Raw genomic sequence first — 24,934 nt, 5'->3', positions numbered from 1 at the left:
GGCCTAAGGCAACAGGGATGTAGACGCATGAACGGGAGAGCGTTCATTCGGAATATAAAAGGCGATCTCGGTGCCCGGTTCAAGGCGCTGAATATGCAGCCCGTCGCCGTACAGCAGTTTGACCCGGTGGTGGACATTCAGCAGCCCAATCTTATTCCCCGGCATCTCGTTGGCCTCAACGCGCTCAATGACTTTAGGATCAATTCCGTGGCCGGTATCGCGCACGGCAATTCGCACGCGGTTGCCGCTTTCGGTCACGCTAATGGTCACCACCCCTTTCCCTTTACACGGCTGAATCCCGTGGACAATAGCGTTCTCAACCAGCGGCTGGATCAGCAGGCTTGGGATCACACAGTTGACCTCTTCATCAATATCGTAAATGACCGTGAGTTTGTCACCAAAGCGCGCCTGCTCAATCGCAATGTAATCCTTGATCTGATAAAGCTCTTTTTTAATGTCGATCTGCTCGTCATCTTTTAGCTCAATGTTGTAGCGCAGGTAGCGTGACAGATTGAAAATCAGCTGACGTGCGGTATCCGGATTAAGTCGAATGGACGAGGAGATCGCATTCAGCGCGTTAAACAGAAAATGAGGATTAATTTTACTCTGCAGCGCGCGCAGCTCTGCCTTATTTGCCATCTCGCGCAGCTGTTCCGCGCGGGAGACCTCCAGCTGGGTAGAGATAATCTGCGACAGCCCGATGGCCATCTCCTGCAGGGAGGAGGTGATCTGGTGCGCGTGGCAGTAGTAAATTTTCAGGGTTCCCGTCACCACGCCTTTCTCCCACAGCGGGATCACCAGCATGGAGTGAATTTCTGGGGTTCTGTGGGCTTCATCATTGTTTTTAATGATGATTTTACCGTAATTGATCGCCTGCCTGGTGGTGGGGCTGATGGTGTCATCGCTGTCCTGATAGTTATGCTCACCCACGCCAACATAGGCCAGGACGTGGTCGATATTGGTAATGGCCACGGCATCGGCATGAATATCGCGACGGATGATATCGCAGACCTGACGTAAGGATTCAGCGTTAACATGGCGGAAGAGCGGCAGCGTTTTGTTGGCGATATCCAGCGCCAGCTTGGCCTGACGTGCGGCGCTGGCCTCTTTTTCCCCTTCAACGCTTTGCACCAGCAGCACAATAAAACCGATACAGACGCTGCCGAGGATCATCGGAATGCCGATTTTAGAGACAATATCCAGCCCCAGCGCGATGGTGGGAGCCCAGACGACCACCAGAACCATGGTCAGCGTTTCGCACAGCATGCCCGCGATGATCCCGGCGCGCCAGTGCTGCTTTTTCGGGATTTTGCGGTTAATCCAGCCGGAAAGGACGCCGGCGATGATGCTGGTGATAAAACACGGCACCGCCGTCACGCCGCCGATATCTATCAGGTAACGATGTGTCCCGGCAATGAGACCCGTAATAATGCCCACCCAGGGGCCAAACAAGATCCCACCGGACATCACGGCGATAACACGCACGTTGACCAGCGACCCTTCTACCGGCACCCCGGACCAGGTGCTGAACAGCGCGAAAAGTGAAAAGATGGCGGTAACGGCCAGCAGCTCTTTTGCCGAGTGGGCGGACTTGTGCAAAAGCTCGCGGAACAGGCGAATACGAATGAGGAAAAACAGGCAAATCAGCATTAATGCCGCACGGTCAAAAACCGCCAGCAGCATATCGAATATTTCGTGCACGAGTCGACCAGCGAAAAGAGGAAAGCCCAATGATAAAAAACCTGACGCCTGTTGACCAGCTATCCGTCGGGTTTATCAAATGAGGAAAAACCATAATCTTCAAAGGGGATTGAGGGTGGCTTCCTGAAGATGCCAGTTTTTTTACTCCTGGAGAACGACAAGGTAACAGTTTTGATATCATCATGTTAAAGACTGGGTATTAAAATTGCACAATAAGCAGGAACGCTTCCGCTTTCGGTATCTGAAGGTTCCCGTTTTTAACGCGACATCTTTTTTTTTGCTTAACCCCTCGACAGCATGTTTTTTTTCAGGTTATTTTCTAAACACGCCACATAAGTGGCAGCGTCGCTCGGACGGTCCGGGCGCTAACGTTAATCTGAGGAATCTATGGCTGAATTCAGTCCTGAACGCCGTTTTACGCGTATCGATCGTCTCCCCCCTTATGTTTTCAATATCACTGCTGAACTGAAGATGGCTGCGCGTCGTCGCGGCGAAGATATTATCGATTTCAGCATGGGTAACCCTGACGGCCCAACGCCTGCGCATATTGTTGAGAAGCTCTGCACGGTCGCCCAGCGCCCGGATACGCACGGTTACTCCACTTCTCGCGGCATTCCTCGATTACGTCGTGCGATCTCTCGCTGGTATCAGGATCGCTATCAGGTTGATATCGATCCGGAAAGTGAAGCCATTGTCACCATTGGCTCGAAAGAGGGGCTGGCGCACCTGATGCTGGCTACGCTGGATCATGGTGATACGGTGCTGGTGCCTAATCCAAGCTACCCCATCCATATTTACGGCGCGGTGATTGCCGGGGCGCAGGTTCGCTCTGTGCCGCTGGTGGAAGGGGTCGATTTCTTTAACGAGCTGGAACGTGCGATTCGTGAAAGCTATCCGAAACCGAAGATGATGATCCTCGGCTTCCCGTCTAACCCTACGGCGCAGTGTGTAGAACTCGACTTCTTTGAGAAAGTCGTCGCACTGGCGAAGCGTTACGATGTGCTGGTGGTACACGACTTAGCCTACGCCGATATTGTGTACGACGGCTGGAAAGCGCCTTCCATCATGCAGGTTCCGGGCGCACGAGATGTGGCGGTGGAGTTCTTTACCCTGTCGAAAAGCTACAACATGGCGGGGTGGCGTATTGGCTTTATGGTGGGTAACAAAACGCTGGTAAGTGCACTGGCGCGTATTAAGAGTTACCACGATTACGGCACCTTTACCCCACTGCAGGTGGCCGCTATCGCCGCGCTGGAAGGCGATCAGCAGTGTGTTCATGATATTGCCGCCCAGTATAAACGCCGTCGCGATGTGCTGGTAAAAGGGCTGCATGAGGCTGGCTGGATGGTGGAAATGCCGAAAGCGTCAATGTATGTCTGGGCAAAAATCCCTGAGCCTTACGCGGCGATGGGGTCACTGGAGTTTGCCAAAAAGCTGTTGCAGGACGCGAAAGTCTGCGTCTCGCCGGGCATTGGCTTCGGTGATTATGGCGATACCCATGTACGGTTCGCGCTGATTGAAAACAGCGACCGTATTCGCCAGGCGGTGAGGGGCATTAAGAGTATGTTCCGCGCCGACGGGCTTCTCGCATCAAAGAGTGCCGTTGAACAGCACGAATCTTAATGACATAAAAAAACAGGAGCCAACGGCTCCTGTTTTTTTGACTGCATGTTCTTCGCTAGATCATCAGGGCGAAGGTTCCGGCCCACACTAAAACAATCACCGAAATGCCCATAAAGAAATATTTCACGTTTCATCGCTCCGCGTATCTTCTGGTACGCACTTAAAAACAGAGTCCACCTGATTATAGAGAACTGACATTTGCCTGAGACGGAAATGAGAATTATCCCGTTACGATGCAAACTCCAGCTCAGAATTCTGTGCTTTCCTGTTGCCAGACGGCGCTAATGTACGCCTAAAAATGAGGGGTGACAAGAGGCATTTTTTTAAATACTTTCCGTAACTTACGGGTGTCGTGGAACGGCGACAGTTTGATTTCAGAGCGCAATAAATCCACGTTGAGCGACGGCAAGAAAAGACAATTACTCAGGGTGATTACAGGTGATTGAAAAGGTTAGTTTCTTAGCGAAACTAACCTTTCTCCACATTAAATATAGAGAGACGCTTCGCCATGCGGCCGCGTTTTGAAACGGCGATGCATCCACAGATACTGCTCCGGCGCGCGCATAATTTCGGTCTCGATAACTTTATTGATGAACGCTGCAGCTTCGCATTCATTTTCCGGATAGTTTGCCATCTCCGGTGAGATGTGCAGACGATAGCCAGATTTATCAACCTTTCTCACCATTGTTACGGTCAGCATTGCGGCGCCTGACAGACGCGAAATCACGAACGTGCCGTTGGTGGTGGCGACATTTTTAACCGCAAAGAAGGGCGCAAAACTGCTGCCTTTACGTCCGTAGTCCTGATCGGGTGCAAACCAGACGGCTTCGCCTTTCTTCAGGGCGCCGACCATACCGCGCAGATTGTTACGGCTGATCATCGCCTTATTGGAACGCATGCGACCACGGGTTTGTACCCACTCCATCAGCGGACTGTTGTGCGGGCGGTAGGTGGCCATCATCGGCTGACAAAGCCCCATTACTCGGCCGCCCAGCTCCAGCGACATAAAGTGGACACCAACCACCATCACGCCACGGTTTTGCATTTGCGCGCGTTTCAGGTTTTCGAGACCTTCCACGTCAAACCATTTGCGGACGCGCTCATCAGGCCAGAACCAGGCCATGCCGGTTTCAAGCAATGCCATGCCGATAGATTTAAAGTTCTCGGCAATCAGTGTTTCGCGCTGCTGCGCATTATACTGGGGAAAGCACAGTTCGAGATTTTTACGGGCAATAGATTCACGACGTTTGAGGAAGTGGCGGGACGCGCTGCCGAGCCTGGAGCCCAGTACGCGGATCACAGGATAAGGAAGTTGAACCAGAAGCCAGAGTACGCCAAGACCAAACCATGTAAACCAGTAACGCGGGTGTAAAAACGCACGTTTGAAGTGGGATTGAGACAAAATAGTGAACCTATGTAAAGCCTTTGAAAGTAACGCATAAAGCGATACCACGTGCCAATTAGACCGTTGGACAAGGTCATGGTTGCAGGCTTTACCGATCTTTACGGCGTTGCCTGACCACTGCTGACGTTGGGTGGGCGGCGTAATGTAGCACCGTTATACGATATGTGCTATTACTCGTTTTTGATTAAAAAAGCGGCACCTGGAAAGGGTGTTGATTTTGTTGCTGTTGTTGATTATCACGCATGCCAGACGGTGAATCCGGGCGCTTAATTCCCGTCGGACAAGCTAACGATCTCCCCTGGAGGGTGTAAATGGAAACCTATTTACAAACCGTAAGGGATGAGTGGATTCAGTTAATCAATGAAACGGATCCCCTCGTTCATCAACTTACTGCGCAACTGGCCAGCGATCATGCTTCTGGTCTGATTACGGAGTTTTATCGTGTGGTCCTGGCCGACCCTCATGCAGCGGAGTTTCTGACCACTGAGCAGGTTGAAAGGCAGCTGCAGGAAGCGCTGCGCCGTTGGCTTGTTGATGTTCTCTCCTGCCGGGTTGAACAGGTTGATGAACAGATGCGGGCTCAGCAGCGCGCCGCCGATGTTCACGCCCGAATAGGTATATCAGTCGACCTGGTTGAGATGGGTTTTCGGATCCTGAAAAAGCTGTTGTTACCCCTTATTAATGCCACACCACACCCTTCTGAGACCAAGTTAAGCATCTATCACTACGCCATTAACAGCATTGATCTGGCAATGGAGGTGATGTCGCGCGCCTATGTCTTCAGCGAGAACAATGCGGCAAAAGAGGACGAGAACTATCGAATCTTCTCGCTGATGGAAAATGCGGAAGTCGAGAAGGAACGGCAGACCGCCGCATTACTGACGTGGGAACTGTCGCTGCTCTATAAAGTGATGCTGGACTCCAGCATCGACAATAGCCGGCCGCTCGGGCAGTCCGACTTTGGGCTGTGGTTCAGTCATAAGGGACGTCACTACTTCAGTGGTATTGCCGAAGCAGGGCATATCTCTCGTCTTATCCAGGAGTTCGACGCGGCTTTTCATGACGTTCGTCAGACAGACGATGCCCTTCACGACAGACTGCGGCAGGTGCAATTTTTGCGGCTGACGCGAACGACCTTCTCGCAAATCGTGACCCTGCTGCATGAGCTGTTTGATGAGGTAGCCCGGCACGAAGTGGGCGTGGATGTGCTCACGCGTCTGCTCAACCGTCGCTTCCTGCCAACCATTTTTAAACGTGAAATTACCCAGGCAAGTCGTTCTGGTACGCCGCTGTCGGTGTTGCTTATTGATGTCGATAAGTTCAAGCAAATCAACGATACCTGGGGGCACAACACGGGAGATGAAATATTAAGAAAGGTTGCCGGGGCGTTTTATGACAACGTTCGCACCTGTGACTATGTCTTCCGCTACGGCGGAGATGAGTTTTTGATTGTGCTAACGGAAATCACCGAAGCCGATACCCTGCGCATTGCCGAGCGGATCCGCCGACGCGTGGAAAAAATTAAGGTTCATTCCCCGACAGGCGAGCCGATACCGTTGTCGCTTTCGATTGGGGCGGCCATGTTTAATGGTCATCCTGACTACGAACGTCTGATTCTGGCTGCGGATGAGGCGTTGTATGGGGCAAAACGACGGGGGCGAAACTGCGTGGAGTTATGGAAAGCGCAGTGATGTTTACTATCAAAGTGTCCCCTGCAGGAATCGAACCTGCAACTAGCCCTTAGGAGGGGCTCGTTATATCCATTTAACTAAGGGGACGAGGCGGCACGAGTATACCGTTATTTACACTTTGCGTTAAGCGCATTGCCGCCCGACTGCTCAAAGAGTCACCATTCAGGCCGATTTATTTGCCGATTTTTCATCATTTTCCTGCGCTTTCAGCTCGGCTTTACGCTTATTAGACATGTCGTTACGGATCTGGGCATGACTCAACAGCGCAAAAATAAAGGTTCCGCCGCAGATGTTGCCCGCAAGCGTGGGTAGTGCAAATGGCCAGAAGAAATCGGTCCAGTGAAGCGTGCCGTTAAACACCAGATAGAGGATTTCTACAGTACCCACCACGATATGGGTGGTGTCGGCCAGCGCAATCAGCCACGTCATTAATATGATTACCACAATTTTGGCACTGCCTGCGGAAGGGAACATCCAGACCATTGTCGCGATAATCCAGCCAGAGATAATGGCGTTAGAGAACATCTCCACGGGCGTGTTTTTCATCACTTCCATACCGATTTTCACAAACGCATCCCGGGTGGGTTCATCAAATATCGGCATATATTCAAACGCCCAGGCGGCGATACCCGTGCCGATGAGGTTGCCCAGCAGGACCACGCTCCACAGACGCATCAGTAAGCCAAAGTTACCCAGAGTCGGGTTTTGCATGACAGGCAGAACGGCGGTGACCGTGTTTTCAGTAAAAAGCTGCTGGCGGGCCATAATGACGATGATAAAGCCGAAGGTGTAGCCCAGGTTCTCCAGCAAAAAGCCACCGGGTACACCTTCAAGCTGCACATGGAAAATGCCCTTCGCAAGTAGCGATGCCCCCATGGAGAGGCCTGCCGCGATAGCGGACCACAGCAGGGCCATGGCATCGCGCTCCATCTCCTTTTCTCCATCCTGACGGATATGTTCATGGATCGCCATAGCACGGGAGGGAAGGCGATCTTCATCAATTTCTATCTCTTCACCGCGCTCTTTTTCCTCGCTCTCAATTTCAAGTTCTTCATTGCTCTCGCCAATTTTCTCTTCGCCCACGTCTTTCATAACCGCTCCAGTTGGATGTTCTTTCTTTTAAGCGTAGCGGCTTTTAACAAAATGCCCGTGGGGATGCTCTTAAAGTGAGGGTAATGGCAACAAAGGTGAGACATCTCATTCAAAGCCATTATAAAATTGCCAGCGAAACGAATTCTAAAAGCCAGGCTATGCTGAGATCAGAGTGACGGTGGTTACTGCCCGTAATTGTGCTCATAGACATCGGTAAACGTGCTGATACAATCACTTGCACGTTTACAGACGGAGCATCAAATGCTCCGTTACGGATGGCAATCAACGATAGCCATACTGAACAGGGAGAATTTTATGAAACTTCGGCTGTCGGCGCTTGCGCTGGGCGCGACGATGCTTGTGGGCTGCGCCAGCTCCGGGGAGCAAACGGGACGCTCCGATCCTCTCGAAGGATTTAACCGCTCAATGTATAGCTTCAACTATAACGTGCTGGATCCGTATGTGGTTCGCCCGGTGGCGGTTGCATGGCGTGATTATGTTCCCCAGCCTGCGCGTAACGGGTTGAGCAATTTCACCAGTAACCTTGAAGAGCCAGCGGTGATGGTCAACTACTTCCTGCAAGGCGATCCGTATCAGGGGATGGTGCACTTTACTCGCTTCTTCCTGAACTCCCTGCTGGGGATGGGGGGCTTTATCGATGTCGCCGGCATGGCGAACCCGAAACTGCAGCGTGAACAGCCGCACCGCTTCGGGAGTACGCTGGGTCATTATGGCATCGGTTACGGCCCGTACGTTCATCTGCCGTTCTATGGCAGCTTTACCGTGCGTGATGATGGCGGTGATATGGTGGATACGCTGTATCCGGTTCTTTCGTGGCTGACCTGGCCGCTGTCGATTGGTAAATGGACGGTAGAAGGGATTGAAACACGTGCGCAACTGCTCGATTCCGACGGTCTGCTGCGTCAGTCTTCCGATCCATACATCATGGTGCGTGAAGCTTACTTCCAGAATCATGACTTTATTGCCAATGGTGGCAAGCTGAAGCCGGAAGAGAATCCAAACGCGAAGGCAATCGAGAACGAATTAAAAGATATCGATTCGGAATAAATAAAAAAGGTGAGCGATGCTCACCTTTTTTGATCCCTGCGCGAATTAGAACGCGTAGTTGAAGTTCAGGCCATACAGCCAGGCTTTACCTTCGGAAGAGAACTCATACGGACCTTCCTTGAAGCTGACTTTTTGACCGTGCATATACGAAACACCCGCATCGACAGAGGCATCTTTGTTGAATGCATAGGTCGCACCGGCGCTCAGCCAGAAGCGGTCCTGATCCGGAATGGAGATAGAACGTTTGTCAGCCGGAACCGGGCTATCATCGAAGGCAATACCGGTACGGAACGTCCAGTTGTCATCCATATAGTAGGTGGTACCCAGTGCGATGCGGTAGGCATCACGGAAGCTTTCATCTTTATAGAACAGCGTGTCGCCTTTGCTGTTGGTCGCTTTCAGCTCCTGGAACTGGCTCCAGCTGGTGTAGGTCAGGCTATAGTGAATCGCCCACTGTGGTGCCACGCGGTTATAACCGGACAATTCCCACATTTCCGGTAAGTGCAGACTCAGAGAACCGCCAGTGGTACGGCCATCGGTGCCCATTGGCAGGCCGAAGGTGCCGAGGATCTGGTTATAAGCAGAAGGCAGGCTGCTCTTGTAGTCGCCGTCAAAGTCGATTTTCACTTCGGAACGGTAGGTGAAACCGTAACGGTTGTTTTTATCGAGTTCATAAAGGATACCGGCGTTCCAGCCAAAGCCCCACTCGTCACCCTTCAGATACGCGATCTGGGTGTCTGCCGGGATCCCTGCAACCTGTTGTGCCAGAGGCGGCGGCAGTGCGCCGGAGCCCGCAACGATTTTGCCGAGATCGCCCGCGTAACGTTCGATTTTCGCTTTAGCATAAACGGCATCAAAGCCAACGCCGAAGCTCCAGTTACTGTTCAGACGGTAAGCACCGCTCAGGTTCAGGTTCAGAGTCTCAAGGTCGGTCTTACCGCCATAGGCTCCTGCTGCGTAGTCGTTATTAAACTCGGTCGCTAAACCATAGTTAGAGGTTACGGATGCACCCCAGCCAAACTGGTCGTTGATTGGCGCAACGAAGTGCAGGTTTGGCACCCATGCCGTTGGTGCGATGTTATCGGAATTCAGGCTGGCTCCGCTCGGGGAACGGCCCGTAATATCCACACCCGGATCAACAAAGATGGCGCCCGCTGAGAACGTTGGGCGATCAAACATCATGATCAGCGCAGGGTTACGACTGGCGTTACCTGCATCATCAGCAATTGCACCTTCCCCGGAATACGCACGGCCAAGGCCAGAGGAAGAAAATTCGTTTAACTGGAAGCCCGCTGACCAGGCGGACGTAGAGACGATTGCCACTGCGACTGCCAGCGCAGTCTTGTTGAACAGGGTTTTCTGGCTCATGACCATAACCTCATTGAGTTATTTTTATTCAATAATTGTTACATACCGTAACAGGAGCGCGAAGTGTAGGGTCTGAGGTATGACTTACAAATCAGACCAGTGGCCAGAGTATAGGTCTGACCAGCTAGAATGTTGCAAGTTTGTTTATTAATATTTTCAAACATGTTTCTTGAAACGAGATCTGGTTGGCAAAAATGTGACCATCACGACTCACCCAAAAGGGCGAATTTTGTTTTAGATCATTTTTTAGTGTGATATTGGTCACTTATCCCGTTTTGCGCCATTAACGGCTGGAGAGCGTCTGCATCGGGGCGTAAAATATCAGCATTGTGTTTGTCTCGCGTCCTGCGCGAATACAGAGGAAATTGAGATATGAGTAAATGCAGTGCTGATGAAACCCCGGTTTGCTGCTGTATGGATGTTGGTACCATCATGGACAACTCCGATTGCACCGCCTCTTACAGCCGCGTGTTCACCAACCGTGCCGAAGCGGAAGAAACCCTGGCGGCGCTGAGCAAGCGCGCGCGCGACGTAGAATCCGATCCGTGTGAAATCAAGTCCACCTTCACGGAAGTGGACGGCGGCGTGAAGCTGGATATCGACTTTGTCTTCGCCTGCGAAGCTGAAACGCTGATTTTCCAACTCGGTCTGCGTTAATCTCCGCGGCCTGATGCCCTCTCCTACGGGTGAGGGTGCAAACACTCAAAACGGTAACCTCTGGGTTACCGTTTTGTTTTTACCTCGGGGCATTTTCTTTTTTCTTCTCTGTGTTTTAGTTCGCATTTTTTCGTTTCCCCAATTGGCTGAATGTAAAAAAATGGTTAAGACTATTTATCAGGTCAGACCACTTTATGTTTGCAAAATTTTTACAGGGGAATGTTATGAGTCAGGCATTACCGCTTATCACCCGACAAGGTGACCGCATTGCCATTGTCAGTGGATTGCGTACGCCGTTTGCGCGTCAGGCGACAGCATTTCACGGCATACCGGCCGTTGACCTGGGGAAAATGGTGGTGGGGGAGATGCTGGCTCGCAGCGAAATACCGCCTGACGTCATTGAGCAGCTGGTTTTTGGCCAGGTTGTTCAGATGCCAGAAGCTCCCAACATTGCACGAGAAATTGTCCTCGGCACCGGAATGAACGTGCATACGGATGCTTACAGCGTCAGCCGTGCGTGTGCAACCAGCTTTCAGGCGGTGGCAAACGTGGCCGAAAGCCTGATGGCGGGCACCATTCGCGCGGGGATCGCCGGCGGGGCAGACTCGTCCTCCGTGCTGCCGATAGGGGTCAGTAAAAAGCTGGCCCGCATTCTGGTGGATGCAAATAAAGCGCGCACCACCGGGCAAAAACTCAAGCTCTTCTCGCGTTTACGCCTTCGTGACCTGATGCCTGTTCCACCTGCGGTGGCTGAATACTCCACCGGCCTGCGCATGGGCGACACCGCCGAGCAGATGGCCAAAACCTACGGCATTACCCGGGAGCAGCAGGATGCGCTGGCTCACCGTTCCCATCAGTTGGCGGCGAAAGCCTGGTCGGAAGGCAAGCTGAACGACGAGGTGATGACCGCGTATATCCCGCCTTACCGCGAACCGCTGGTGGAAGATAACAACATTCGTGGCACTTCGACGCTGGCGGACTACGCCAGACTGCGTCCGGCATTCGACCGCAAACACGGCACCGTTACGGCCGCCAACAGTACTCCGCTGACGGATGGTGCTGCCGCGGTGATCCTGATGACCGAATCGCGAGCCAAAGAGCTGGGTCTTACCCCGCTCGGTTATCTGCGCAGCTACGCGTTCACGGCGATCGACGTCTGGCAGGACATGCTGTTAGGCCCGGCCTGGTCCACGCCGCTGGCGCTGGATCGCGCAGGGTTGACCCTCGCTGATTTAACGCTGATTGATATGCATGAGGCCTTTGCCGCACAAACCCTGGCCAACGTCCAGCTACTGGCCAGCGAACGTTTTGCTCGCGATGTGCTTGGCCGCGCCCATGCCACCGGAGAAGTGGATCAAAGCAAATTTAACGTACTGGGCGGCTCTATCGCCTACGGTCATCCGTTTGCGGCGACGGGGGCGAGGATGATCACCCAAACATTACATGAGTTACGTCGCCGTGGCGGCGGTTTTGGCCTCGTCACCGCCTGCGCGGCGGGCGGTCTTGGGGCAGCAATGGTTCTGGAGGCTGAATAATGGCAATGGCATCTGCATTTAATCTGACGGTTCGCCTCGATAACGTGGCTGTGATTACCATTGATGTCCCCGACGAAAAGATGAATACCCTGAAGGCGGAATTTGGCGTTCAGGTGCGCGAGATGTTAAAGCAGATCCGCGAGAACAAAGCGATTCGCGGCCTGGTGTTTATCTCGGCAAAGCCAGACAACTTTATTGCCGGGGCCGATATCAACATGATCGCCCGGGCGCAAAGCGCGCAGGAGGCGGAAGAGCTGGCGCGCCAGGGGCAGCAGGTGATGGCGGAGATCCACTCGCTGCCGATCCCGACGATCGCCGCGATCCACGGTGCATGCCTGGGCGGTGGGCTGGAGCTGGCGCTGGCCTGTCACAGCCGTATTTGTACTGACGACGCGAAAACCGTTCTTGGGTTGCCGGAAGTACAGCTAGGGCTGCTTCCCGGCTCCGGTGGAACGCAGCGTCTGCCGCGGCTGGTTGGCGTTAGTACAGCACTGGAGATGAGCTTAACCGGCAAACAGCTGCGTGCCCGTCAGGCGCTGAAAGCGGGGCTGGTTGATGACGTCGTTCCGCATTCCATTTTGCTGGAAGCCGCCGTAGAGCTGGCGCTGAAGGGACGTCAGGCAAGACGTGCTCTGCCGGTGCGTGAGCGCATCCTGGCCGGGCCGCTGGGGCGGGCGCTGCTGTTTAGCATGGTGGGCAAGAAAACCGAACAAAAGACCAAAGGCAACTATCCGGCGGCGAAGCGCATTCTTGAGGTGATTGAAACCGGGTTGTCGCAGGGCAGCAGCAGCGGTTATGCCGCGGAGGCAAAAGCCTTTGGTGAACTGGCGATGACGCCGCAATCGCAGGCGTTGCGCAGCATCTTCTTTGCCAGCATTGACGTTAAAAAAGATCCGGGTAGTGACGCGGAACCTGCACCGCTCAACGCCGTTGGCGTTCTCGGGGGCGGACTGATGGGCGGTGGTATTGCGTTTGTCACAGCCAGCAAAGCCAAATTGCCCGTACGTATCAAAGACATCAACCCGAAAGGGATCAACCACGCGCTGCAGTACAGCTGGCAGAACCTTGATCGGAAGGTTAAACGCCGCCATATCAAGGCAAGCGAGCGGGATAAAACCGTGGCCATGATCAGCGGCACTACGGACTACCGTGGTTTTGCCCATCGCGATCTGGTGATTGAAGCGGTGTTTGAAGACCTGGCGCTTAAGCAGCAGATGGTTGCGGACGTTGAGCAACATTGTGCGCCGCACACGATTTTCGCCTCGAACACCTCTTCATTACCGATCGGTGATATCGCAGCGAAAGCCGCGCGTCCTGAGCAGGTGATTGGCCTGCACTTTTTTAGTCCGGTTGAAAAAATGCCGCTGGTTGAAGTTATTCCACACGCGTCAACCAGCCCGCAGACTGTCTCTACGGTAGTGAAACTGGCGAAAAAGCAGGGCAAAACCCCGATCGTCGTGGCGGATAAAGCGGGATTCTACGTCAACCGAATTCTGGCGCCGTATATCAACGAAGCGATGCGCCTGCTGGTGGAAGGGGAGAAGATCGAACACGTCGACGAGGCGCTGGTCAAGTTTGGTTTCCCCGTTGGCCCAATCCAACTTTTGGATGAGGTAGGAATAGACACTGGCACTAAAATTATACCTGTGCTGGAGGCCGCATATGGCGAGCGTTTTAGCCCGCCTGCAAACATTGTTTCTGCAATTTTGAAGGACGATCGCAAAGGCAGAAAAAATGAACGCGGTTTCTATCTTTACGGTGCAAAAGGGCGTAAAAGCAAGAAACAGGTCGACCCTTCGGTCTATGGGCTTATCCCAACAACCGGACAGGCGAAACTGTCTGCCGTTCAGTGTGCTGAACGCTGTGTGATGATGATGCTTAATGAAGCCGCACGCTGTTTTGGCGAGCAGGTGATTAAAAGCGCACGCGATGGCGATATTGGCGCCGTATTTGGTATTGGTTTCCCGCCGTTTCTTGGCGGCCCGTTCCGTTACATGGACACCCTCGGAGCGGGTGAAGTGGTTGCGATTCTGCAACGTCTTGCCACGCAGTATGGTCCCCGGTTTACACCCTGTGACGAATTATTGCAGATGGCGGAACGGGGCCAGACATTTTGGCCAGCAAGGGAAACTGTCCTCGTAAGTTGAGGTCAAAGAAGGGTAAATCCGGCGGTGAATGAATCTGATTTGGCGATTTTGTAAACAGAGATTGACTATACTTACGCCATTGAGGTAAAAAACAGCGTTTCATTCACCGAATGGATCAGGCACAATGCCCGGCCATCGGGTTTTCTACCTCAAGCATTAATCGCGGGTAGTTAACGCCGGTGATTCTGGTTAACAAAAGCGGTGCAATATGCAAGTTTTTATCATGCGTCACGGCGACGCGGCACTCGATGCCGCCAGTGACTCAGTACGTCCTTTAACCGTCTGTGGCTGCGACGAATCTCGTCAGATGGCGAACTGGCTTAAAGGTCAAAAAGTGGACATTGAACGCGTTCTGGTGAGTCCGTTCCTGCGTGCTGAACAGACGCTGGATGTGGTAGGGGAGTGTATGAACCTGCCGACCAGCGTGGATGTTCTCCCTGAACTCACGCCGTGTGGTGATGTCGGCCTTGTCAGTGCCTACCTGCAGGCGCTGTGCAATGAAGGTGTCGCTTCTGCACTGGTCATTTCCCACCTGCCACTGGTTGGCTATCTGGTATCTGAACTGTGCCCGGGCGAGACGCCACCGATGTTTACAACCTCCGCCATTGCCAACGTCACCCTCGACGAAACCGGCAAAGGGGTCTTCAACTGGCAAATGAGTCCATGCAATCTCCGGATGGCGAAAGCAATCTGAGGTGACGTGCGATAAGGCGGGAGCCACTATGTCTCCCGCCATGTTTTCAGGGCAGTTCTGGCGGTTGCCACTCTTCAACTTCAATCAACACCAGCAAGGCGGCATCTCCGCCGTACTCTTTGGGCGCCTGATGAAACGCCATCACGTGTGGATGCTGAGCCAGCCACAGCGGCGTTTGTTGCTTAAGAACATGTTTACCGTGGCCGTGCATCACGCAGGCACAAAACACATGTTCGCGGCGACAGGCGGCAATCAACGCCCCCAGCTCCTGTTTCGCCTGCATCTGCGTCAAACCATGCAAATCGAGAAACAGCTCGGGTGAATAATCTCCCCGGCGTAATTTTTTCAGCTCAAAGTGGCTGACATCTTCGCGAACGTACTTGACCGCACCCTGCGTGTTAAGCAGCGGCTGAAACTCATCGGAAAAATAGTGGCTATTATCCGCCTGCTCCTGCAATAGCCTTTTGACCGGTACTTCGCTGACTTTTTTGCGCATCGGCCGGTGGACAATCGTATCCTGCTTGATTTGACGCGTCCCGGTCATGAGCTGACGGAAGAGCGCCTGATCCTCCTCGCTGAGCGATGTTTTCTTTTTCATTCGTCGTTCTCATCTCGTATTTCCGATAGTGTACCCGACTAAACGCATTTTTTAACCTCAAGCGGTATGCGTCATTGCTGATTTATCGCCGTCTTCATGGCAAACTAGCCGCCGAAAATTATGCGAGCATGCCCTGGAGGAAAGAGTGGATAAAATTTTTGTCGATGAAGCAGTAAACGAGCTGCATACCATACAGGACATGTTGCGCTGGTCGGTTAGCCGCTTCAGCGCCGCCAATATTTGGTACGGACACGGTACGGATAACCCGTGGGATGAAGCTGTTCAACTGGTGCTGCCTTCTCTCTACCTGCCGCTCGATATTCCGGAAGACATGCGCACCGCGCGTCTGACCTCCAGCGAAAAGCACCGCATCGTTGAGCGTGTGATCCGCCGCGTGAACGAGCGTATTCCGGTAGCCTATCTGACCAACAAAGCCTGGTTCTGCGGTCACGAATTCTATGTAGATGAACGCGTGCTGGTGCCGCGCTCGCCGATTGGTGAGCTGATCAACAACCACTTCGAAGGGCTGATTAACCGTCAACCGCAGCACATTCTGGATATGTGTACCGGCAGCGGCTGCATTGCCATTGCCTGCGCTTATGCCTTCCCGGAAGCGGAAGTGGACGCGGTGGACATCTCCACCGACGCACTGGCGGTAACCGAGCACAACATTGAAGAACACGGGCTGATCCACCATGTTACGCCTATCCGCTCCGATCTGTTCCGTGACCTGCCGACGCTGCAATACGATCTTATCGTAACCAACCCGCCGTACGTGGATGCGGAAGATATGTCCGATCTGCCAAACGAATACCGTCACGAGCCAGAATTGGGCCTGGCATCGGGTTCTGACGGCCTGAAGCTGACCCGCCGCATTCTGGCCTGCGCACCGGATTATCTGACCGACGACGGTGTTCTGATTTGTGAAGTGGGCAACAGCATGGTACATCTGATAGAGCAGTACCCGGATGTGCCGTTCACCTGGCTTGAGTTCGACAACGGCGGTGACGGCGTCTTTATGCTGACCAAAGCGCAGCTGCTCGACGCGCGCGAACATTTCAGCATCTACAAAGATTAATCCAGCGGGCTTCGGCCCGTTTCACAACGCTCACACACAAATAACGACATCGGAGCCGTGATGGCAGGAAACAGTATTGGACAAATATTCCGCGTGACCACCTTTGGTGAGTCGCACGGGCTGGCACTGGGCTGTATCGTTGACGGCGTACCGCCAGGCATCGAACTCACCGAAGCCGATTTACAGCACGACCTTGACCGTCGTCGTCCGGGCACCTCTCGCTACACCACGCAGCGTCGCGAGCCGGACCAGGTCAAAATTCTCTCAGGCGTTTTTGAAGGCCGCACCACCGGGACCAGTATTGGTCTGCTGATTGAAAACACCGACCAACGTTCTCAGGACTACGGTGCCATCAAAGATGTGTTCCGTCCGGGCCACGCTGACTACACCTACGAACAAAAGTACGGTTTTCGCGACTATCGCGGCGGTGGACGCTCCTCCGCCCGTGAAACTGCGATGCGCGTCGCCGCAGGGGCGATTGCCAAGAAATACCTGCAGCAGAAATTTGGCATCGTGATCCGCGGGTGCCTGACCCAGATGGGTGACATTCCGCTGGCCATTAAAGACTGGGAGCAGGTTGAACAAAACCCGTTCTTCTGTGCTGATGTTGAGAAGCTGGAGGCGCTGGACGAGCTGATGCGTGGCCTGAAAAAAGAGGGCGACTCTATCGGTGCAAAAGTGACCGTGGTGGCTGACGGCGTACCGCCAGGCTGGGGTGAGCCTGTATTTGACCGTCTGGACGCGGACATTGCCCACGCGCTGATGAGCATCAACGCGGTGAAGGGCGTCGAAATTGGCGACGGTTTTGACGTGGTTCAGCTTCGCGGCAGCCAGAACCGTGACGAAATTACAAAAGAGGGCTTCCAGAGCAATCATGCGGGTGGCATTCTCGGCGGCATCAGCAGCGGGCAGCAGATTATTGCCAATATCGCGCTGAAGCCAACGTCCAGCATTACCGTGCCGGGCCACACAATTAACCGCTCTGGTGAAGAAGTTGAGATGATCACCAAAGGACGTCACGATCCGTGTGTCGGAATCCGCGCGGTGCCAATCGCAGAAGCCATGCTGGCAATCGTGTTGATGGATCACTTCCTGCGCCAGCGTGCGCAGAATGCGGATGTGACGACCACCATTCCACGCTGGTAACTATGAAAAAAACCGCAATTGCTCTGCTGGCGCTACTCGCCAGTGGGGCCAGTCTGGCCGCCACGCCATGGCAAAAAATCACTCACCCGGTGGCGGGAAGCGCGCAGTCGATTGGTGCGTTCTCCAATGGCTGTATCGTTGGTGCGCAGGAGCTTCCTCTGCAGTCGGATACTTATCAGGTGATGCGTACCGACCAGCGTCGTTACTTCGGCCACCCGGATCTGGTGCTGTTTATCCAGCGTCTGGGCAACCAGGTGCATAACCTGGGGCTGGGTACGATGCTGATTGGCGATATGGGTATGCCTGCTGGCGGTCGTTTCAACGGTGGGCACGCCAGTCACCAGACCGGGCTGGATGTGGATATTTTCCTGCAGTTGCCTAAAACGCGCTGGACCTCGGCCCAACTGCTGAAGCCGCAGGCGCTGGATCTGGTGGCGCGCGACGGCAAAAGCGTTGTGCCGTCGCTGTGGACCCCGGATGTTTTCAGCCTGATTAAGCTGGCAGCTAAGGACAACGAGGTCACGCGGATCTTCGTTAACCCGGCCATCAAGCAGCAGCTCTGCCTGGATGAGGGAACCGATCGCGACTGGCTGCGCAAAGTGCGTCCGTGGTTCCAGCATCGTGCGCATATGCACGTACGTCTGCGCTGCCCGGCAAACAGTCTGGAATGTGAAGATCAGCCGCTACCACCGCCAGGCGATGGCTGCGGTGCGGAACTGCAAAGCTGGTTTGAACCGGCAAAACCTGGAACCTCTAAGCCTGAGAAGAAGACACCGCCTCCGTTGCCGCCTTCCTGCCAGGCGCTACTGGATGAGCATGTACTTTAATGGATAATTTCGTCGACCTGTTTATGGTGTCACCGCTGCTGCTGGTGGTGCTGTTCTTTGTGGCAATGCTGGCCGGTTTTATCGATGCCCTCGCGGGCGGTGGCGGGTTGCTTACCGTTCCGGCGCTGCTGGCGGCGGGCATGAGCCCGGCTCAGGCGCTTGCCACCAACAAGCTTCAGGCCTGCGGCGGGTCCCTTTCCGCGTCGCTCTATTTTATTCGCCGTAAGGTGGTTAATCTTGCCGACCAGAAGCTCAATATTCTGATGACCTTCATCGGCTCAACCTCCGGTGCGCTGTTGGTTCAGCACGTACAGTCTGACATTCTGCGTCAGATCCTGCCGGTGCTGGTCATCTGTATTGGCCTCTACTTTCTGCTGATGCCTAAGCTTGGTGAAGAGGACAGGCAGCGTCGGCTGCATGGTCTGCCGTTCGCGCTTATCGCAGGCGGCTGCGTCGGGTTTTACGATGGCTTCTTTGGCCCAGGCGCCGGGTCGTTCTATGCCCTGGCGTTTGTCACGCTGGCCGGATTTAACCTCGCCAAATCTACCGCCCACGCTAAAGTGCTGAATGCCACCTCGAACGTCGGCGGCCTGCTGCTGTTTATCATCGGCGGCAAGGTTATCTGGGCAACCGGGTTTGTGATGATGGCGGGGCAGTTTTTAGGCGCGCGCGCGGGCTCGCGTCTGGTATTAAGCAAAGGACAGAAGCTGATTCGCCCGATGATCGTCATCGTCTCGGCGGTGATGAGCGCCAAGCTTCTTTATGACAGCCATGGACAGGAGATCCTCACCTGGCTGGGGATGAACGCATGAACAGTACGCATAACTATGAACAGCTGATTGAGATTTTTGACGGCTGTTTTGCTGATGATTTTAATACCCGTCTGATTAAAGGCGACGACGAACCGATCTATCTTCCTGCTGATGCAGAGGTGCCCTATAACCGCATCGTATTTGCGCACGGTTTTTACGCCAGTGGCCTGCATGAGATTTCACACTGGTGCATTGCGGGAAAAGCGCGTCGCGAGCTGGTGGACTTTGGTTACTGGTACTGTCCGGACGGACGTGACGCGGCCACGCAGGGTCAGTTTGAAGATGTGGAAGTCAAACCGCAGGCGCTGGAGTGGCTGTTCTGCGTGGCGGCGGGTTTCCCGTTCAACGTCAGCTGTGACAATCTCGAAGGGGATTTCGAGCCAGACCGTATTCTCTTCCAGCGCCGCGTACATGCGCAGGTGATGGAGTATCTTGAGAAAGGCATCCCGGAACGCCCGGCACGCCTGATCAAGGCTTTACAGTATTATTACCATACGCCGGAGATCACGGCGGAATGCTTCCCGTGGCCGGAAGATCTTTAACAGAGGAAAGAAGATGATCGCAGAATTTGAATCACGCATTCTGGCGTTAATTGATGACATGGTGGAACACGCCAGTGATGATGAGCTGTTCGCCAGCGGTTATCTGCGTGGTCACCTGACGCTGGCCGTTGCCGAGCTGGAAGCCGGGGACGATCACTCTGCCGAGGCCATTCATGATGAAGTGAGCCGCAGCCTGGAAAAAGCCATCCAGGCGGGCGAGCTTTCTCCCCGCGACCAGTCTCTGGTGCTGGGTATGTGGGACAACCTGTTCAAGCAGGCGAAAGCGAAGTAAGCGTTTCACCTCCCTCTCCCGGTGGGAGAGGGCACCCTATTTAACCTGCTTCCCCTTCAGCAATTTCCGCACCCACAAACGATTCGGATTCAGCCCTGCGAGCGTGGTGCTGTCCAGCGGAATGGGCTCATCGCTCATTTGCGCCGCTAACGCTTCAGCCAGCAGCGGTGCAGAACACAACCCGCGCGAGCCCAGCCCGCCCAGCATAAACAGCTCCGGATAGACCGGTGAGACCACAGCCGTCTCCTTGTGTTCAGCCAGATCCTGATACGCCTCAAGCGTTGCCTCATAGTCCGGTACATTTCCCGCCATGGGCAGATGATCGCGGGTGGCGCAGCGTACGCCGCAGCGCGCTTCGCCCTCGCTGACGTCAACCTCTCTCGCCCACGCCGCGTCCGGGAAGCAGTCAATCAGGCGCTGGCGGTTCTGCTGCTGATCCTCCTCACGGTAATGCGTGTCAGTTTCACCGCGATGGTAACTGGCACCAATGCAATGATGAGCATTAGACGGATTTTGCGGCGTCAGGTAGCCGTCATAGCACAGCACCTGGCGCAGTTGGCTCAGTGCAGGCGCGGTCGGAATATGGCTCACCTGGCCGCCAACCGGATAAACGGGCAATGTCTCTGTCTGGACAAACTGACTGATGTGATGTCCGTTTGCCAGCACAACGCTGGCATGCGTGGCCTCTTTGCCATCGGCAAAGCGCAGGATCCAGTGGGCTGTCCGGCTAAGCGATGCAACCTTATGAGCATAATGCACCGTCAGCCCGCGTGACTGTGCCAGGGTAATCGCCGCAGTGGTCAGTTCGGCAGGGCACAGCCAGCCGCCGAGCGGATACTGAATACCGCCACAGCCCGTCTCAACGCCTGTGGTGTCTGTCACCGTTTGCGCACTTACCGCGCGGGCAATCTCTTCCGGCAGGCCCAGCGACAGCATCTGCGCGATTTTTTGCTGGCTCTTTTCATCCCAGCCGAGCTGCGTCACGCCGCACCAGTCATGATCGAACGCCACCGGAAGGGTGTCGTATACGCGACGGGCAAAGGTAAAGGCCGCGGGGAAAAACTGGAACAGTGCCGGGTCGTGCGCGCTTAAAAGCGGATAAAGGGCTCCCTGACGGTTGCCGGAGGCGCCGTTTGCCGGAGCCGGGTCAGCACAGTAGAGCGTCACCTGCCAGCCGCGGTGTAAAAGCGCGAGCGAAAGCAGGGCGCTGGCAATCCCTCCGCCGATTATCGCCACCTCACGGGAGGCGCTGGCGCGGCGTGCAAACCAGGGCGCCCGGGCGGGGATCGCCAGCGTCTGCTCCATCGTCCCGACCAGCATGTCGCGCTTGCGGCCAAACCCTTTGGTTTTTCGCATCGTAAAGCCTGCTTCCTGTAAGCCGCGGCGGACAAACCCCGCCGAGGTAAAGGTCGCGAGCGTTGCGCCAGGCCGCGCCAGACGCGCCATGGCGCTAAACAGATGCTGACTCCACATCTCCGGGTTTTTGGCTGGCGCAAACCCGTCAAGGAACCACGCGTCCACCTTCTGGTTCATTGAATCATCAAGCTTATCGGTCAGTTCGTTGATATCGCCGAGCCATAAGTCCAGCGTGACGCGTCCACCGTCCAGCAGCAGACGATGGCAACCGCCGATGGCGGGCGGCCACTGCGCCTGAAGCTGTTCAGCCCACGGGGCAAGCTCCGGCCAGCGCTGGTGCGCCAGGTGCAGGTCGTGCGCGGTGAGTGGAAATTTTTCGAAACTGATGAAATGTAATCTTTGTAGCGTAGCCTCAGGATGGGCAGCGTGAAACTGGTCGAAAGCCTGCCAGAGGGTCAGAAAATTCAGGCCGGTACCGAACCCGCTCTCTGCGACGACAAACAGACTGCGCGGATGGGCGGGAAAGCGTGCGCTGAGCTGATTTCCGTCGAGGAAAACATAGCGGGTTTCTTCCAGTCCGTTATCATTAGAAAAATAGACGTCATCAAAATCTCGGGAAACAGGTGTACCCTCAGCGTTGAATTCGAGGTTGGCGGGTTGTATAGCGTTTTGTTTCACGTAAGTTACTCGTCTGACAGGCAGTGGCACGATCTTAACGATGTGAGTCCATCGGTGCAAATTTCCGCAGAAAATGTCTGATCGGACTTGTTCGGCGTACAAGTGTACGCTATTGTGCGACTCGAAACTTACTATAGTGCGACTTACAGAGGTATTGAATGAAACGTGCAGTGATTACTGGCCTGGGCATTGTTTCCAGCATCGGTAATAACCAGCAGGAAGTCCTGGCATCTCTGCGTGAAGGACGCTCCGGGATCACTTTCTCTGAAGAGTTTAAAGATTCAGGTATGCGTAGCCACGTATGGGGTAACGTCAAACTGGACACCACCGGTTTGATTGACCGTAAAGTGGTTCGTTTCATGAACGATGCCTCTATTTATGCTTATCTCTCCATGCAGGAAGCGATCAAAGATTCTGGCCTGAGCGAAGAGGTTTACCAGAACAACCCGCGCGTGGGTCTGATTGCCGGTTCCGGTGGTTCATCCAAAGCGCAGGTATTCGGTGCTGACGCCATGCGTAGCCCGCGTGGTCTGAAAGCAGTAGGTCCGTACGTGGTAACCAAAGCCATGGGTTCTGCGGTCTCCGCGTGCCTGGCAACCCCATTCAAAATTCACGGTGTGAACTACTCCATCAGCTCTGCATGTGCGACGTCCGCACACTGCATCGGTAATGCTGTTGAGCAGATCCAACTGGGTAAACAGGACATCGTATTTGCTGGCGGCGGCGAAGAGCTGGGCTGGGAAATGGCTTGTGAATTCGACGCAATGGGTGCCCTGTCTACCAAATACAATGAAACCCCGGCTAAAGCATCCCGTACCTATGATGCGCACCGTGACGGTTTTGTTATCGCAGGCGGCGGCGGTATGGTTGTGGTTGAAGAGCTGGAACACGCTCTGGCACGTGGCGCGCACATCTACGCTGAGATCGTGGGCTACGGTGCAACGTCTGACGGCGCTGACATGGTTGCTCCATCCGGCGAAGGCGCGGTGCGCTGCATGAAGATGGCGATGCACGGCGTTGATACCCCAATCGACTACCTGAACTCCCACGGGACTTCTACGCCGGTAGGCGATGTGAAAGAACTGGGTGCGATCCGTGAAGTCTTCGGCGACAACAGCCCGGCAATCTCCGCGACCAAAGCCATGACCGGTCACTCTCTGGGGGCAGCTGGCGTGCAGGAAGCAATCTACTCTCTGCTGATGCTGGAAAATGGCTTTATCGCGCCAAGCATCAACATCGAAGAGATGGACGAGCAGGCAGCGGGCCTGAACATCGTGACCGAAACCACCGAACGTGAGCTGACGACCGTAATGTCCAACAGCTTCGGTTTTGGTGGCACCAACGCCACGCTGGTCATGCGCAAGCTGAAAGCGTAAGCGTTTGAAGGTATAGTAGAAGGGAGCCGCGAGGCTCCCTTTTTTTATGCCTGAACACGGAGTTACGCATGAAGGCCGTTATCCCTGAGAAGAGTACCCCTTCCGGGAACCTTTCCCTTTTCCGTATCGCCTTTGCGGTATTTCTGACCTACATGACCGTTGGCCTGCCGCTGCCTGTTATCCCGCTGTTTGTTCACCAGGAGCTGGGCTACGGCAATACCCTGGTTGGCATCGCCGTGGGTATTCAGTTTTTAGCTACCGTATTAACCCGCGGCTACGCCGGGCGTCTGGCGGACCAGCACGGTGCCAAACGCTCAGCGCTGCAGGGCATGTTTGCCTGCGGGCTGGCGGGCGCAGCGTGGCTGCTTGCCGCGCTTCTGCCGGTCGACGCGGCGTATAAATTTGCCCTGCTGGTGGTGGGACGTTTGATTCTCGGCTTTGGTGAAAGCCAGCTGCTGACCGGCACCCTGACCTGGGGAATGGGGCTGGTAGGCCCTGCGCGCTCGGGCAAGGTGATGTCCTGGAACGGTATGGCTATCTATGGCGCACTCGCGGCAGGTGCGCCGCTGGGGCTGTTGATCCACAGCCAGTTCGGTTTTGCCGCGCTGGCGGCCACCACCATGCTGTTACCGCTGCTGGCATGGGCATTTAACGGCTCGGTGCGCAAAGTACCTGCCCATAAAGGTGAGCGTCCTTCCCTGTGGAGCGTAATAGGTCAAATCTGGCAGCCGGGGCTGGGGCTGGCGCTACAGGGTGTGGGCTTCGCGGTGATTGGGACATTCGTTTCGCTGTACTTTATGAGCCGCGGCTGGGCGATGGCGGGCTTTACGCTAACCGCCTTTGGTGGCGCGTTTGTCCTGATGCGCGTGCTGTTCGGCTGGATGCCGGATCGCTTTGGTGGCGTGAAGGTGGCCGTGGCGTCGCTGGTGATTGAGACCCTCGGTTTGCTGCTGCTGTGGTATGCCCCTGTGGCCTCCGTTGCCCTTCTCGGAGCGGCACTGACCGGCTGTGGCTGTTCCCTGATCTTCCCGGCGCTGGGGGTTGAGGTGGTAAAACGCGTCGCGCCACAGGTGCGCGGTACGGCGTTGGGCGGTTATGCGGCGTTTCAGGACATCTCATACGGTGTCACCGGACCGCTGGCGGGGCTCCTGGCCACGTCGTTTGGTTATCCGTCCGTCTTCCTGGCAGGTGCGGTTTCAGCGGTGGTGGGGATTGTGGTGACGCTGGTGGCGTTTCGCAGGTCTTGAG

Annotated in this window: 22 protein-coding genes and 1 tRNA gene; 15 read left to right on the top strand and 8 right to left on the bottom strand. The window is 54.8% G+C overall.

Annotated features, from left to right (window positions below; all coding sequences use genetic code 11):
- Positions 1-3 precede the first annotated feature (3 nt).
- Positions 4-1,701, bottom strand: coding sequence for a sensor histidine kinase (locus VF709_RS04365; RefSeq protein WP_032618314.1), 1,698 nt, complete (start codon positions 1,699-1,701; stop codon positions 4-6).
- Positions 1,702-2,088: 387 nt separating this feature from the next.
- Here VF709_RS04365 and alaC point away from each other — a divergent pair, with 387 nt between their 5' ends.
- Complete coding sequence (gene alaC, locus VF709_RS04360; protein WP_020690608.1) at positions 2,089-3,324, top strand: alanine transaminase; 1,236 nt, start codon at positions 2,089-2,091, stop codon at positions 3,322-3,324.
- A gap of 55 nt (positions 3,325-3,379) precedes the next feature.
- Here alaC and ypdK read toward each other — a convergent pair whose 3' ends face one another.
- Together ypdK and lpxP are read right to left on the bottom strand one after the other, a co-directional pair.
- On the bottom strand, positions 3,380-3,451 hold the full coding sequence (gene ypdK, locus VF709_RS04355) for a membrane protein YpdK (protein WP_099458937.1): 72 nt from the start codon (positions 3,449-3,451) through the stop codon (positions 3,380-3,382).
- A 357-nt stretch (positions 3,452-3,808) separates the two neighbouring features.
- Positions 3,809-4,729: a kdo(2)-lipid IV(A) palmitoleoyltransferase gene (gene lpxP, locus VF709_RS04350; RefSeq protein ID WP_167816581.1), complete on the bottom strand. Its 921-nt coding sequence runs from the start codon at positions 4,727-4,729 to the stop codon at positions 3,809-3,811.
- Between the two features lie 311 nt (positions 4,730-5,040).
- Between lpxP and VF709_RS04345 the strand changes: the two genes are divergently transcribed.
- Positions 5,041-6,420 (top strand): diguanylate cyclase, encoded by a 1,380-nt coding sequence (locus VF709_RS04345; protein ID WP_149896193.1) that lies wholly within the window; start codon positions 5,041-5,043, stop codon positions 6,418-6,420.
- 15 nt (positions 6,421-6,435) lie between these two features.
- On the opposite strand, the gene VF709_RS04340 is transcribed toward VF709_RS04345, so the two are convergent.
- A tRNA-Arg gene (locus VF709_RS04340) sits at positions 6,436-6,507 on the bottom strand.
- Positions 6,508-6,582: 75 nt separating this feature from the next.
- Positions 6,583-7,512 (bottom strand): formate/nitrite transporter family protein, encoded by a 930-nt coding sequence (locus tag VF709_RS04335; RefSeq protein WP_149896194.1) that lies wholly within the window; start codon positions 7,510-7,512, stop codon positions 6,583-6,585.
- A gap of 315 nt (positions 7,513-7,827) precedes the next feature.
- On the opposite strand from VF709_RS04335, the gene mlaA reads away from it, so the two are divergent.
- Positions 7,828-8,580, top strand: a complete 753-nt coding sequence (mlaA, locus tag VF709_RS04330) for a phospholipid-binding lipoprotein MlaA (protein ID WP_149896195.1) — start codon at positions 7,828-7,830, stop codon at positions 8,578-8,580.
- A 45-nt stretch (positions 8,581-8,625) separates the two neighbouring features.
- Here mlaA and fadL read toward each other — a convergent pair whose 3' ends face one another.
- A complete protein-coding gene (gene fadL, locus VF709_RS04325) occupies positions 8,626-9,948 on the bottom strand; it encodes a long-chain fatty acid transporter FadL (protein WP_014832806.1) in 1,323 nt (440 codons plus the stop codon).
- A 372-nt stretch (positions 9,949-10,320) separates the two neighbouring features.
- Here fadL and VF709_RS04320 point away from each other — a divergent pair, with 372 nt between their 5' ends.
- From VF709_RS04320 to sixA, 4 genes are all read left to right on the top strand, one after another.
- A complete protein-coding gene (locus tag VF709_RS04320) occupies positions 10,321-10,605 on the top strand; it encodes a YfcZ/YiiS family protein (RefSeq protein WP_014832805.1) in 285 nt (94 codons plus the stop codon).
- A 224-nt stretch (positions 10,606-10,829) separates the two neighbouring features.
- Positions 10,830-12,140, top strand: coding sequence for an acetyl-CoA C-acyltransferase FadI (gene fadI, locus VF709_RS04315; RefSeq protein ID WP_045903402.1), 1,311 nt, complete (start codon positions 10,830-10,832; stop codon positions 12,138-12,140).
- Complete coding sequence (gene fadJ / locus VF709_RS04310) at positions 12,140-14,287, top strand: fatty acid oxidation complex subunit alpha FadJ (protein ID WP_440230950.1); 2,148 nt, start codon at positions 12,140-12,142, stop codon at positions 14,285-14,287. The genes fadI and fadJ overlap by 1 nt, the downstream gene beginning before the upstream one ends.
- Positions 14,288-14,495: 208 nt before the next feature.
- Complete coding sequence (gene sixA / locus VF709_RS04305) at positions 14,496-14,981, top strand: phosphohistidine phosphatase SixA (RefSeq protein ID WP_014832802.1); 486 nt, start codon at positions 14,496-14,498, stop codon at positions 14,979-14,981.
- A 46-nt stretch (positions 14,982-15,027) separates the two neighbouring features.
- Here the strand turns inward: sixA and smrB are convergent, their stop codons facing one another.
- Positions 15,028-15,579 (bottom strand): endonuclease SmrB, encoded by a 552-nt coding sequence (smrB, locus tag VF709_RS04300; protein WP_013098153.1) that lies wholly within the window; start codon positions 15,577-15,579, stop codon positions 15,028-15,030.
- A 145-nt stretch (positions 15,580-15,724) separates the two neighbouring features.
- Here smrB and prmB point away from each other — a divergent pair, with 145 nt between their 5' ends.
- Genes prmB through VF709_RS04270 form a run of 6 tightly spaced genes read left to right on the top strand, consistent with a single transcriptional unit; the run spans position 15,725 to position 20,276 of the window.
- Positions 15,725-16,657, top strand: coding sequence for a 50S ribosomal protein L3 N(5)-glutamine methyltransferase (prmB, locus tag VF709_RS04295; RefSeq protein ID WP_013098152.1), 933 nt, complete (start codon positions 15,725-15,727; stop codon positions 16,655-16,657).
- A 60-nt stretch (positions 16,658-16,717) separates the two neighbouring features.
- A complete protein-coding gene (gene aroC, locus VF709_RS04290) occupies positions 16,718-17,803 on the top strand; it encodes a chorismate synthase (RefSeq protein ID WP_023619788.1) in 1,086 nt (361 codons plus the stop codon).
- Positions 17,804-17,805: 2 nt separating this feature from the next.
- Positions 17,806-18,630, top strand: a complete 825-nt coding sequence (gene mepA / locus VF709_RS04285) for a penicillin-insensitive murein endopeptidase (RefSeq protein ID WP_020690615.1) — start codon at positions 17,806-17,808, stop codon at positions 18,628-18,630.
- Positions 18,630-19,442: a sulfite exporter TauE/SafE family protein gene (locus tag VF709_RS04280; RefSeq protein ID WP_013098149.1), complete on the top strand. Its 813-nt coding sequence runs from the start codon at positions 18,630-18,632 to the stop codon at positions 19,440-19,442. The genes mepA and VF709_RS04280 overlap by 1 nt, the downstream gene beginning before the upstream one ends.
- Positions 19,439-19,984, top strand: coding sequence for an elongation factor P hydroxylase (locus VF709_RS04275; RefSeq protein WP_038984385.1), 546 nt, complete (start codon positions 19,439-19,441; stop codon positions 19,982-19,984). Before VF709_RS04280 ends, VF709_RS04275 begins: the two co-directional genes overlap by 4 nt.
- 13 nt (positions 19,985-19,997) lie before the next feature.
- Positions 19,998-20,276, top strand: coding sequence for a YfcL family protein (locus VF709_RS04270; RefSeq protein ID WP_149896197.1), 279 nt, complete (start codon positions 19,998-20,000; stop codon positions 20,274-20,276).
- 36 nt (positions 20,277-20,312) lie between these two features.
- Here the strand turns inward: VF709_RS04270 and mnmC are convergent, their stop codons facing one another.
- Positions 20,313-22,310, bottom strand: coding sequence for a bifunctional tRNA (5-methylaminomethyl-2-thiouridine)(34)-methyltransferase MnmD/FAD-dependent 5-carboxymethylaminomethyl-2-thiouridine(34) oxidoreductase MnmC (gene mnmC / locus VF709_RS04265; protein ID WP_149896198.1), 1,998 nt, complete (start codon positions 22,308-22,310; stop codon positions 20,313-20,315).
- A 158-nt stretch (positions 22,311-22,468) separates the two neighbouring features.
- On the opposite strand from mnmC, the gene fabB reads away from it, so the two are divergent.
- Positions 22,469-23,686, top strand: coding sequence for a beta-ketoacyl-ACP synthase I (fabB, locus tag VF709_RS04260; protein WP_013098145.1), 1,218 nt, complete (start codon positions 22,469-22,471; stop codon positions 23,684-23,686).
- Positions 23,687-23,754: 68 nt separating this feature from the next.
- Positions 23,755-24,933 carry an MFS transporter gene (locus VF709_RS04255; protein WP_013098144.1) on the top strand — a complete coding sequence of 393 codons (1,179 nt, stop codon included), beginning with the start codon at positions 23,755-23,757 and terminating at the stop codon, positions 24,931-24,933.
- The last annotated feature ends 1 nt before the right edge of the window (position 24,934 follow it).

The organism is Enterobacter sp. Lyrl_3, assembly GCF_051948675.1.
GTDB lineage: Bacteria > Pseudomonadota > Gammaproteobacteria > Enterobacterales > Enterobacteriaceae > Enterobacter > Enterobacter cloacae.
This window is presented reverse-complemented; position numbering and strand designations above follow the sequence as displayed.